Below are 12156 nucleotides of genomic sequence, written 5' to 3' on the forward strand. Positions count from 1 at the left end.
ATATTTGACGATATTGAACTTAATAACAACTATTTCCTTTTATTTAGTTGTCAAAAGTACCGATTTTACCTCTTTTATGACATTCGGTTCTTTATCTCTTTTCTTTAGAATACACACATCTTAAAGACGTAAGATAAATTGCAGAATATTAAAAAATTAAGAGAAGTTATTGAAATGAAAACATTAAAAACAGAAAGGCTTGTATTGCGCCCTTGGAAACTTTCTGATGCGTCAAGTTTGTATCAATATGCAAAAGATGAACGTGTTGGTCCAATTGCAGGTTGGCCTGTACATAAAAGTGTTGAAGAAAGTGCCGAAATTATTCGTACTATATTTATGCGCGACGAAGTTTACGCCGTTACGCTAATTAATGATGATCAAGCTATTGGTTTGGTTGGATTATCTTTCGCAAATAAGAGTAATTTCCCAATTGGAGATAATGATGCTGAAGTCTCTTATTGGATTGGTGTTCCATTTTGGGGTAAAGGTTTAATACCTGAAGCTGTAAAAGAAATTAGTCGGCATAGTTTTGAAACACTGGAATTAGATAATTTATGGTGTGGTTACTTCGCTGATAATGAGAAATCTCAAAAAGCACAAGAAAAATGTGGATTTAAATTTCATCACGTTATTGAAGAGCAATACGCAGAATTTTTAGATGAAGTGAAAGTTGAAAATATTTGCCGCTTAACTAAAGATGAATGGGTTGAGATCCAAAAACAGACCTATTAAAACAAAAACACCAGACTGTGAAATTCACATTATCTGGTGTTTTTTAATATTAATACGACTATTTAATTAAGCACTTGCTAATGCTTGGGATAAATCAGCAATTAAATCTTGTGGATTTTCTATACCAATAGATAAACGAATTGTCGTGTCTTGAATACCAATGCTATGTCGTAATGTCATTGGTACACCTGAATGCGTTGTTGAACCCGGATGGCAAGCTAGAGATTCTGTTCCCCCCAGACTTACTGCAAGTTTAAAAATTTTCATTGCATTAAGAAAACGGAAAGCTTCACTTTCTCCGCCCACAATATCAAAAGAAAAAGTGGAGCCTGCACCTGTGCATTGTTTGGCAAAAACCTGAGCTTCAACAGAATTTTTATCCGCAAAAGGTAAATAGTGAATTGCTTTTACTTTTTCATGGTCACGCAGAAATTCTGCAACTAATAACGCATTCTGATTGGCTTTTTCCATTCTAATTTGTAACGTTTCTAAAGAGCGACCTAGCATCCAGCAAGAATGCGGATCAAGTTGTGTCCCTATTGCTCCTCTTAATAATCTGATTTGATTAATAAGTTCACGAGAGCCCATTGCAGCACCTGCAACTAAATCTGAATGTCCACCCACATATTTAGTCAAAGAGTAAACTGAAATATCAGCACCTTGTTCTATTGGATGCTGATATACAGGACCAAGCAATGTGTTATCACAAACGATAATAGGACGATAGCCTTGTGTTTTTTCTAATTGGTCAGCAACGTTTTTTAATGCTTCGATATCTACTAAGGAATTAGTTGGGTTTGCAGGAGTTTCTGCAAAAATAACGGATACACGCCCTTTTTGACGGGCTTTATCTGCTTGTTCTTGAATAAGTGAAAGATTAAGTCCATCAGTAAATGGTGTTGCTTGAATACCAAATTTAGCCAGTGTTTTGGCTATTAAAGTCTCGGTTCCACCATAAAGTGGCTGTGAGTGCAAAATAACATCACCAGGCTGTGTTAATGCCATTAATGTTGTGGTGATTGCAGACATTCCTGATGAAAATAATACGCAAGATTGTGTATTTTCATAAACAGCTAATCTGTCTTCAACAATTTCACTATTAGGCTGATTAAAGCGAGAATAAACCAAACCTGCTTTTTCGCCTTCAGGCAAAGGTTTTCTACCACTTACGGTATCAAAAAAGTCTTTACCCTCTTCAGCGCTTTTAAAAATAAAGGTAGATGTTAAAAATACAGGTGGTTTAACTGAACCTTCAGAGAGTAATGGATCATAGCCATAACTCATCATTAGTGTTTCTGGGGATAGTTTATGCTCGCCGATATATTGTTTTTTCAGTTGAGAGTCAGTCATTTTTTTATTTCTTATGTTTAATGAAGGATCTTTATCATACTGAAAAAAATTCATGTTGTTAGAATGTTTTATATAGAATAAAAACCAGTAGTTATATAAACATAATGAATTCAAGTATAAAAATAACTTTAAATAAAAAGTTCTATTAATTGAGCAGTATTTAATCAAGGTAATTTGACTAAATAAAAGTTGATTATTCTAGTTAAAAAAGGAAAAAACAGGATGAACTTAAAGATAAAAAGAATAAATGTCTCTTTTTACCTTTAAGTTAAGGAATATTACCAAGCTCTGACTGCATCACCTTTATACATTTCTTTGAATTTTAACTCTATTTGTCTTGAATGCAGAACTGAAATCAGCTTTTTTATATTTTCATCATTTTTGTTATCTTCACGCGTAACGATAACATTAGCATAAGGTGAGTTTTTATTTTCTAAGATCAACCCGTCACGAGTCGCAATTAGTCCCACTTGAGATGAAAAGTTATTGTTGATGATAGCCATTGTGACACTTGGATCATTTAATGCTTCAGTGAGCTTAGGCGTATCGACTTCAACAAAAGTGATTTCTTTTGGATTATAGATAATATCGTCTACTGTTGGTGTGAAACCAACATTATCGCTAAGAGTAATAAGATGATTTTCTGCTAGTAATAAAAGTGCACGCCCTTTCATACTAACTTCATTTGAAATTGCAACGACATCACCAGGTTTTAATTCATTTATATCGCTAATTTTTTTAGAGTATGCGGCTAAAGGAAAGATATACGTTTTACTGGCAATATGAAATTGGTAGCCATGCTCTTTCATTTGAGATTGAAGATAAGGAATGGATTGAAACGCATTTGCATCAACTTCTTTATCGTTCAATGCCTTATTAGGCTGAACATAATCATTGAAAGCAACAATCTCAACATCTAACCCTTCAGTTAATTTCGCTAAACGAATAACTTCATCCCAAATCACTTGATCAGGCCCTGTATTAATTGCCACTTTTACTCTATGTGTATCTTCTTGTGAGCAAGATACAGTAAATAGTGATATTGAGGCTAGAAGTAAACCTGTAATAATTTCCTTCATATCTCCCTCTTAAACAGACTTCGATAAAACAGCGCCATAAAAATCATTTTGATTAAGAAATATCCTAACAGTAGATTAATAACAAGGAACAAGAAATGATACAAGTACCCAGTGCATATAAAGAAAGGAATATTGTTTATATTTTTACAATACATTGTTTTATAAAACAAAAAAATAACACGTCATATTATGATGTGTTTGTTATTTAATTGTAGATTTATTCATTAACAATTGTGTTTATGCAATTATCAGAATACGCATCTTCAGCGCTAAGATAGGATGACTCAGTGACACAATAGTTATTAAATTGCCATTTAAACTGAATTTCATCACCTCTCTTATTTTCTAAAATAGAATAACTAGAGAAACGAATTGGTGTAGGTTTTTGTAAGTTGTTTCCTACTTTTTCCGCACTTAACAAAACAACGTGGTCTTTTCTCTCAATGAATTTGAAATCAGAGATGGTGATATCTGTACCTTTAATCTTATTGTTATAAAGACTCAAAGCGTTAGCATATATGGACGGAACAATATAAACCTTTTGATCACTTCCTTTGATATAAACAGTTACCATATCAACAGATGTTGAATCATTTAATGGTCGTATAGACTTAACAACGACATCAAGAACACCATCACCATTAAAATCGATAAGATTTACTCCATATTCGAGTTTAATATCTGCTGATGCAGAAGCAAATGGTAGCGATAAAAAAAGTAATCCTAGCCCAATTTTTAATATCTTATTCATTGTATTCACTTCTTTTTTTGCTTATTACTTGTGCATCAGACTACTTTGTAGCATTGATTAGTCAAGGCATTTTATGTTTCAAAATAATACAAAATTTACAATTGTATCATGTATAAATTATTTTCATGCTAATAACTATACTTATTTGACTATTATAAAAAGAATATATTTTTAATATTTATATTTTTTAGATTTAATATTTAGCTTTAATATAGAGCAATATAATTTTTAAGATCGCTAATTCTTTCTTTTGTTTTATCTTTTAAGCAACTGCTATATACCATTGGTGCCAAACTACCTCCTTGATAATAGTCTGCTTCATATTGGCAAGAGAGATCTCTAAAATTAATCCAAACCAACTGTGCTTGCTTAAGTTGATCTTTTCGACCACCATCTAATTTGGCATAATATTGCTGATAAATACGGTTAAGTTCTTCATCTTTTTGCTGAAAATCTTGATGCACACATTGATTAATTTCAGTTTGAGTCGCCGCATTTCGACAATCAAAATTATCTGCTTGTAAATGTATAGACCAAAATAGTATACCGCCAGATATCGCACCGAATAAGATAAGTTTTTTCATCACACCGTCCATTTTTGATTAAAAATATCGCTAAAGATATTTACTTCATTCCTTTACCACTTAATTTAAAAGATAAAAACAAAGTAATTTCTTTATCAGTTTAGCAATATTTCTTATATGACAATTACGTGAAAACAACACAAAAGCATTCTATTTTAGATAATCAAATTTAGATAACAACATTTAACCTTGAGTAATTGTACTGATATTTTGTTTGAAAAAAATGTTTATTTAATACAAATTTAAAAAAATGATAACTCAATATCTTTTTTATTTAACAATAAGTGCCATTTACAAAAATACTAAGCAAAATAGTAGTCAAATTCTCTTGTTTATTTTTTTCGTACTGAAATATTTTTATTAAAAATATCTAATCAATTTTACTTTAATAAGTAACTCATCTTACCAGTTTCCATTTAAGCAAATTTTAATAAAATTACTTCAATTAATTAGACTAATCAGTCTAATTAGTACATATTATATAAATGTGGTCATAAATGGTTTATTTATAATACTCACGGGTCTGTACCCATCGTGGATTTTTCAAGCTATGAAAAAATGTTTCAAATCAATTTGGTTTTATTCAGGGCTTATTATACTTATTTTTGTGATTATCATTAGTCGTGGTCAATATTCTGATTTTGAATTGGATAATCATGCATCAGTGATAACACCGATTAATTTTGTTTCTAAAACAGATACTTTATCTGGAACCTTAATTTTACCGGATCAGAACAACATAAAAGCTGTCGCTATTTTTGTTCATGGCGATGGCGCTCAAGATCGCTTTTCTAATAGTGGATATTTGCCATTAATTAATAGCTTGTTGGATGCTGGTATTGGTGTGTATACATGGGATAAAGCTGGTGTGGGCGAAAGCCGAGGAAATTGGTTGCTTCAATCTATGCAAGATAGAGCAGATGAAGCACAAATAGCCTTACAGGTTATTCAAGACAAATTTATAAATACAGATATTAAAATTGGTTATTTAGGATTTTCACAGGCTGGATGGGTTATCCCTATTGCAGCTACGCATTCTAAACCTGATTTTTCCGTTATTATCGGTGGAGCTGTAAATTGGCGAGCTCAAGGCGCTTATTATCACCAAGTACGTTTAAAAGCCGACAATATTGGTGATAAGGAAATTACTCGAAGAGTCTCAGAGCAACTGCAACAAGATGATCGTGTATTTGGTGTTAATGGCAGTCATGATATTTCAGCGCAGGGAGATATGTCTGATGATCGCTTCTATTTTGTTATCCAAAACTATTTAAGTGATTCATCTAAAGATTTACCTCATATGAATGGACGAGTACTGGCTATGTTTGGTGAGTTAGATCTTAATGTAGATGCACCAAAAAATGCATGTTTATATAAAAATCTATTAGGAAATCATGTAGATAAAACAGTCACCCTATTCCCTAATGCCTCTCATGGCTTATTAAAAGCGCCTTTCTTTAACTATCAATTAGAAAATCAATGGCCTTGGTGGAAAAAGATGCTTTTTATTTATCAAGGGCGAGATAGCTATTCCTCAGATGCTTTAAATTACTTAACATCGTGGATCACTGAAGATGGGATAATATCTTCTCATTATGTTGATTTTAAATGTGAAAGTAGCGATACAAATTTAAAATAAAATGTAGATAACGCCTAAATCAGAACAACTCTTTAGGCGTTAAAGTGTGAGAAACTCAAAAATTACATTATAAATCAATTTGATATTCAATAACCTCTCTAATTTTCCTTAATGCGTCACGCAATAAATCAATATCAATTGAAGCTAATGCAATACGAATGGCATGAGGAATATTGGTTGTTGTGGCATAAGGCTCAGCGGTCGCAACAGATATTTGTAATTGATGTAATGAAGCGACGATTTTATCCGCCCTAACATCTTCAGGTAAAGGGATCCATAAAAAATAGGAAGTTGGATGATGAATATAAGAAAGCCCTTCAAATATTTCACTCACTATTTTTTGTCGTTGCTGTGCATCTTTACGTAATAAACGTTCTAGCTTATCAACAACGCCATCTTTCACCCATTGGCAGACAATTGAAGTCATTAATGCAGGTGTATTCCATGTCGTTACTCTCATTGCTCGTTCTAACGATGAAATAGTGTTTTTGGGAGCAACAATAAAGCCGACTCTTAACCCGGATGCTATATTTTTAGAAAATCCTGAAATGTAAAATGTAATATCTGGTGCTAAGACAACAATTGCAGGTGGTGCTTTTTTAACTAAAAAAGCATAGGTCGCGTCTTCAATTATCATAAAATGGTATTTTTTCGCCAAAGCAATTAATTGTTGTCGCTGTTTTAGTGTTAATACCCATCCCATTGGATTATGCAGTGTAGGAATGCAATAAAGTGCGCGTATTGCCCTTTTTTTACATAGATCTTCCAGTTTATCTAAATCTGTTCCCGACGGTGTTATGGGAATAGGTAATATTTCCAAATGATGAGCGAGTGCTGCTAATTTAAATCCGGGATAACTTAATGCATCTACTGCAACAACATCCCCCGGTTTAAAAGTACTTAATAATGTAATCGCAATACCTTGTTGTGCGCCGTTAGTAATAATAATATTTTCAGGTTCAACCGTGATTTCTTTATTTTTAAGATATTGAGAAATTACTATTTTATCGTGCAATTTGCCACTGTGTGGCTGATAGCGAAGTAATGATTCGATTTCACCTGATGTCGCTAATCTTTTTAGCTCGGTACGCAATAATTCAGCTTGAATAGGCAATGAGGGATAATTGAAATTAAGATCCAACATATCTGCTGCCGTAGGATTTTCTATTCCATGATTTATCGGAAGCGACAACTCACGAACAAAAGTCCCTCTTCCCGTTTCACCAATGATCAAACCCATACTTTCTAACTCAGCGTATACACGACTTGCCGTTGCGAGAGACATTTTATGCTCTGTGGCTAAATGTCGATGTGTTGGTAAACGTGTACCCGGTAGTAATTTTCCTATACGGATCTCGTTCGCCAATTTATCAACTAAAGATTTATAACGGGGTTGAACCATTGAGATTGTATCCATGACAATTATTTGATTGTCATAATTGTGTTCCATAAGATGGAGCTCGGCAAGTTACATCGTAGATACAAGTTTTATATAAATAGGTTTTTATATATCTGTTGCTATTGCGAAACTGTAATTAATTGTTTTTTATTAAAATTTATCATAATAAAAATGGAAAATCGTATGCAGCAAATTAATCAAAAAGAGCGAACAAATGGCTGGGTAAATGGATTTATTGGTATGTTGATTTTTAGTGGTTCTTTACCCGCAACAAAAGCAGCTGTATTAGGTTTTGATCCTTTATTTTTAACTGCGGCGAGAGCAACGATTGCAGGATTATTATCTTTAGCAATGTTACTGCTATATAAAGAAAAACTACCTACATTTAGACAGTGGGTTTCATTAACCGTTGTCTCATTAGGTGTTGTCGTTGGCTTTCCATTATTAACAGCTATTGCACTACAAGAAATAACTTCAGCACACTCCCTTGTTTTTTTAGCTTTATTACCGTTATCTACGGCAATTTTTGCAGTAATACGTGGTGGTGAAAAGCCTCGCCTTATTTTCTGGCTTTTCTCTATTATTGGTAGTTTATTGGTGATGGGTTATGCCATTTCTCAAGGTGGAGCATCATCAATCAGCGCAGATTTATTAATGATAGCGTCAGTGATTGTTTGTGGTTTAGGTTATGCCGAAGGTGCGACATTAACAAAAGCATTAGGCGGCTGGCAGGTTATTTGTTGGGCATTAATTGTATCTTTACCTCCAATGCTTATTCTTAGCTTTATTCTTATGCCTGAAGAGCTTACGACAATTAGTGTATCAGCATGGGTGGGCCTAGGTTATGTTTCGATTTTTAGTATGTTGATTGGCTTTATATTTTGGTACAAAGGATTATCACAAGGTGGGATCGCCGCAGTAGGACAACTTCAATTATTACAACCCTTCTTTGGATTAGGTTTGGCTGCTGTGTTACTTCATGAATCTGTCAATTTATTAATGTTGTTAGTAACCATTGGCGTTATTTTTTGTGTTGCTGGCTCACGAAAATATGCCTAATTAAAATCAAACAGTTAAAACTAAAAAACACGCTAAATAACCACATTTAGCGTGTTTTACTCTTCAATTAAATTGGCAACTTCGAGCAAGTTATTATCAGGATCACGTAAATAAACCGACATAATAGCGCCAGTTGCACCCGTTCTAGGAACAGGCCCTTCTTCTATTTTTATACCCTGTTGATTTAAATGCTCAATAATCTCTGATAACGGTGTTTGTGTTAAAAAACACAAATCAGCCGAACCTGCGGTTGGTTTTGCCGCTTTGGGAAGAAACTCTTTTCCCACTTGATGAAGATTTATTTTTTGAGAACCAAAAGTGAGAGCTTTGCGCCCTTCTTTAAACGTAATAACGTCAAAGCCTAATACACGGTGATAAAAATCACAGGTTATCTGAATATCAGCAACAGTTAATACCAGATGGTCAAGGTGTGTAATTTTCATCAGGCTCTCACTTTTTATATATTAATTAAAGCTCACACTTTGTTTTTAAAACAGCGGTCTTTCTATGGTGATCCAGTGCCAACTCAATTAATTTAGTAATTAATGATTGATAGCCTAAACCTGCACTTTGCCATAATTTTGGATACATGCTGATATTGGTAAAACCAGGTAGTGTGTTTATTTCATTAATTACAACACGATTATCTTGTGTTAAGAACACATCAACACGAGCCATACCTAAGCAATTAAGAACACGGTATGCTTTTAAAGCAACCTGGCGAATATGCAAACTCGTATTTTCATCCATGACTGCTGGAACAACGACTTTAGCACCATCTTCATCAATATATTTTGTGTTATAAGCATAGAAAGCATCGTTTAATACGATTTCACCACAAGGGCTAACTTCTGGAGCTTCATTACCTAAAACAGCACACTCTATTTCACGACCCACAATCGCACTTTCAACAATCACTTTAAGATCGTATTCAAAGGCCATTTCTAATGCCGCGTTAAACTCTTCTTCATTATTAACTTTGCTAATACCTACAGAAGAACCTAGGTTTGCTGGCTTAATAAATAAAGGAAGTCCTAATTGACGAACCATTTCGTTGTAAGGAATGTCGTTAATTTGATGCGCCATAATAGTAATAAATGGCGCAATAGCTAACCCAGCACCATCAAGTAGGCGTTTAGTAATATCTTTGTCCATACAAGCTGCTGAACTCATGATATTTGGCCCTACATAAGGCATATCAATCATGTGTAATAAGCCTTGGAGTGTGCCATCTTCACCGTACGCACCATGAACAATTGGGAATACAACATCGATTTGAGGTAATGCTTGGCCATCTTCAAGTGAAATAAATTGGCCTTTTACACTACCAGGAATAATAGCAACCGCTCTTAAAGGTTTGCTTAATGAAATAGTTTTAGGATTATCGCTATTTAGTAAATAGTCAGTTTCTGAATATTCATGCCACTGACCCTGTTCATTAATACCGATTAAGCAAAGGTCGAATTTCGTTCGATCTAATTCATTAATAATGTTTTTTGCTGACTGTAATGAAACTTGATGTTCTGTGGATTTACCACCAAAAATAATAGCGACTCTTAATTTACTCATTTTCTAACCTTTTATAGGACAGCTATAGCGAATAGGTAGCAATATATCATGATAAAAACCCCCAATGTAGGTAGATAGTTCTTATCTGCGAAAAATTACGATAAAATGATGAAATTCTATGATTTAGAGTGTTAAAACGTCACTATTTCAAGATATAACGACTCAATTACGACAACAATTCTATTGGTATAAGGTAGACACCATGACTGATGTAAAACAACCGATTGAAATGGATATTACTGAGGTCGTAAAAGCAACAGGTATTGCCTCTTCAGCAATCCGTTATTATGAGAAAAAAGGACTTATTAATTCGATAGGACGTAAAGGAATTAAGCGTGTATATCATCGCGATGTTCTGAGTCGTTTGGCATTAATTTCTTTAGCACAACAAGCCCACTTTTCTTTAGATGAAATAGCCCAACTTAGCGCCAACCAAAGGATACCAACAATAGATAGAAATGTTGTTCATCTGAAAATTGAAGAAATTGATAATAAAATCAATGAACTTAAACGTCTTAAAAAGGGGTTAGAACATATTCAAGTATGCCCCGAAGAGAATCACTTTCAATGCAGTCGCTTCCAAAAGATCTTAGCCTTAAGCTTGAAAAAAAGAACAAATAAAAAATAACAATCATTCCTATTATGTAATAACTTATTAAATATTAATCAGTTGCATTACCTTCACTTCCCTCTTGACTTGAAGTTAACTTCAAGTTGTAAGATGCGTATCTCTTTAATCTAGTTATCGCATCAATGGAGATCTCTATGCCTAAATCAGTATGGTGGCTGGCATTTTCTTTGGCTCTTTTCACAACAGGAAATGCATTAGTGCTTTCTGTTGCTGTTCTTGTCGGTGAACAATTAGCCAAAGATCCTATTTATTCAACAGTTCCCTTATTAAGCCAATATATTGGAATAATTTCAGCAACCATTCCAATGGCTCACTTTATGATGAAATACTCACGTAAAGCCGGTTTTATTATTGGTAATATCGGTGGGTTAATCGGAGCATTATTATCTATTGCAGGTATCTATTATCATAATTTAGTGCTGTTTTCTTTTGGTACTTATTTTACGGGTATTGCTATTGGTACAGCACAACAATATCGTTTTGCTGCGCTTGAAGAAACCCCTGTTAATATGCATGCAAAAGCTATTGGCTTAGTTATGAGTGGTGGTATTGTCGCGGCTATTGTCGGACCAACTCTAGCCATTGCAACACGCCAATTTTTTACAGATTATCCGTTTATTGGGCCATTTACGGCACTAAGTGTTATTTATATTTTGGCATTTGGATTATTGTTAAAAATTCCACTGAAAAAGAGTGTAAAAACAAAAACTGAAATTGATGAAAAACCAAGAAGTTATCATCAATTATATAGTCAACCATTATTGTTTTTAGTGACTATTGTTAGCGCATTAGGCTATGGCGTTGTTGTGTATATGGTTGGTGCCATTCCACTTTCTATGAAACAAAATGGTTTTGAATTTGCCACAATTGCTTTTGTATTCCAATGTTATATTTTGGGTATGTTCGCACCCTCTTTTATTACTGGGCAACTTATTCATCGGTTTGGAATTAAAATCTTCTTTTTCACTACAATACTCTTATTAATCATTGCATTAAGTATTAATTTACAAGGTAACAGCTTTTATCATTACCTTATTAGCTTTGTTTTAATTGGTATTTCATGGAATTTGAATTTAATTAGCTCTACGCATTTGCTATCTAAAACATATCTATCTCACGAGCGAGCAAAAGTACAAGGTACAAATGACTTTTTGATTTTCTTCTTGGGAGCATTAGGAAGTATTACGGGTGGTATTGCTTTCTATTTAATCGGTTGGCAAAGCACTAATATTGTTGGTATTGCTGTTGCAACGGGGGTTTTGTTGACAGCAATTAAACTCCGAAAGCATTTACCTGTTTCAGCACAATAGAGCAATCTTATAGATTGATGACAAATAAAATGTGTTCTTTATTTGTTCATAAT

The 12156-nt window shown here is 33.7% G+C and carries 12 protein-coding genes; 5 read left to right on the plus strand and 7 right to left on the minus strand.

From position 1 onward, the window contains the following. The first annotated feature begins 174 nt into the window (after nucleotides 1-174). Nucleotides 175-732, plus strand: coding sequence for a GNAT family N-acetyltransferase (locus D7029_RS09295; RefSeq protein ID WP_194952507.1), 558 nt, complete (start codon nucleotides 175-177; stop codon nucleotides 730-732). Between the two features lie 66 nt (nucleotides 733-798). Here the strand turns inward: D7029_RS09295 and D7029_RS09300 are convergent, their stop codons facing one another. From D7029_RS09300 to D7029_RS09315, 4 genes are all read right to left on the minus strand, one after another. Then, entirely contained in the window at nucleotides 799-2082 is a 1284-nt protein-coding gene (locus tag D7029_RS09300; protein WP_194952508.1) for a cystathionine gamma-synthase family protein, read from the minus strand. Between the two features lie 278 nt (nucleotides 2083-2360). Further along, nucleotides 2361-3161 (minus strand): MetQ/NlpA family lipoprotein, encoded by an 801-nt coding sequence (locus D7029_RS09305; RefSeq protein ID WP_088495578.1) that lies wholly within the window; start codon nucleotides 3159-3161, stop codon nucleotides 2361-2363. Between the two features lie 217 nt (nucleotides 3162-3378). Next, nucleotides 3379-3912 carry a carbapenem self-resistance protein CarG family protein gene (locus D7029_RS09310; protein WP_194952509.1) on the minus strand — a complete coding sequence of 178 codons (534 nt, stop codon included), beginning with the start codon at nucleotides 3910-3912 and terminating at the stop codon, nucleotides 3379-3381. Between the two features lie 206 nt (nucleotides 3913-4118). After that, a complete protein-coding gene (locus D7029_RS09315) occupies nucleotides 4119-4496 on the minus strand; it encodes a lysozyme inhibitor LprI family protein (protein ID WP_228766760.1) in 378 nt (125 codons plus the stop codon). Between the two features lie 550 nt (nucleotides 4497-5046). On the opposite strand from D7029_RS09315, the gene D7029_RS09320 reads away from it, so the two are divergent. Then, the gene (locus tag D7029_RS09320) at nucleotides 5047-6135 is read left to right on the plus strand and encodes an alpha/beta hydrolase family protein (RefSeq protein WP_194952511.1); all 1089 of its coding nucleotides are present in this window, start codon (nucleotides 5047-5049) and stop codon (nucleotides 6133-6135) included. Between the two features lie 67 nt (nucleotides 6136-6202). On the opposite strand, the gene D7029_RS09325 is transcribed toward D7029_RS09320, so the two are convergent. Then, complete coding sequence (locus D7029_RS09325; RefSeq protein WP_194952512.1) at nucleotides 6203-7537, minus strand: PLP-dependent aminotransferase family protein; 1335 nt, start codon at nucleotides 7535-7537, stop codon at nucleotides 6203-6205. Nucleotides 7538-7717: 180 nt separating this feature from the next. Here D7029_RS09325 and D7029_RS09330 point away from each other — a divergent pair, with 180 nt between their 5' ends. After that, the gene (locus D7029_RS09330; protein WP_201161578.1) at nucleotides 7718-8593 is read left to right on the plus strand and encodes a DMT family transporter; all 876 of its coding nucleotides are present in this window, start codon (nucleotides 7718-7720) and stop codon (nucleotides 8591-8593) included. A gap of 56 nt (nucleotides 8594-8649) precedes the next feature. Here D7029_RS09330 and D7029_RS09335 read toward each other — a convergent pair whose 3' ends face one another. Both D7029_RS09335 and ddlA read right to left on the minus strand, forming a co-directional pair. Continuing rightward, nucleotides 8650-9036, minus strand: coding sequence for a VOC family protein (locus D7029_RS09335; protein ID WP_194952513.1), 387 nt, complete (start codon nucleotides 9034-9036; stop codon nucleotides 8650-8652). A 25-nt stretch (nucleotides 9037-9061) separates the two neighbouring features. Next, nucleotides 9062-10162 carry a D-alanine--D-alanine ligase gene (gene ddlA / locus D7029_RS09340; RefSeq protein WP_194952514.1) on the minus strand — a complete coding sequence of 367 codons (1101 nt, stop codon included), beginning with the start codon at nucleotides 10160-10162 and terminating at the stop codon, nucleotides 9062-9064. Between the two features lie 202 nt (nucleotides 10163-10364). Here ddlA and D7029_RS09345 point away from each other — a divergent pair, with 202 nt between their 5' ends. Both D7029_RS09345 and D7029_RS09350 read left to right on the plus strand, forming a co-directional pair. Next, a complete protein-coding gene (locus tag D7029_RS09345; RefSeq protein WP_194952515.1) occupies nucleotides 10365-10790 on the plus strand; it encodes a helix-turn-helix domain-containing protein in 426 nt (141 codons plus the stop codon). A gap of 137 nt (nucleotides 10791-10927) precedes the next feature. Then, nucleotides 10928-12103, plus strand: a complete 1176-nt coding sequence (locus D7029_RS09350) for an MFS transporter (RefSeq protein WP_194952516.1) — start codon at nucleotides 10928-10930, stop codon at nucleotides 12101-12103. Nucleotides 12104-12156: the final 53 nt, after the last annotated feature.

It is taken from the genome of Proteus vulgaris, from assembly GCF_016647575.1.
Lineage (GTDB): Bacteria > Pseudomonadota > Gammaproteobacteria > Enterobacterales > Enterobacteriaceae > Proteus > Proteus mirabilis_B.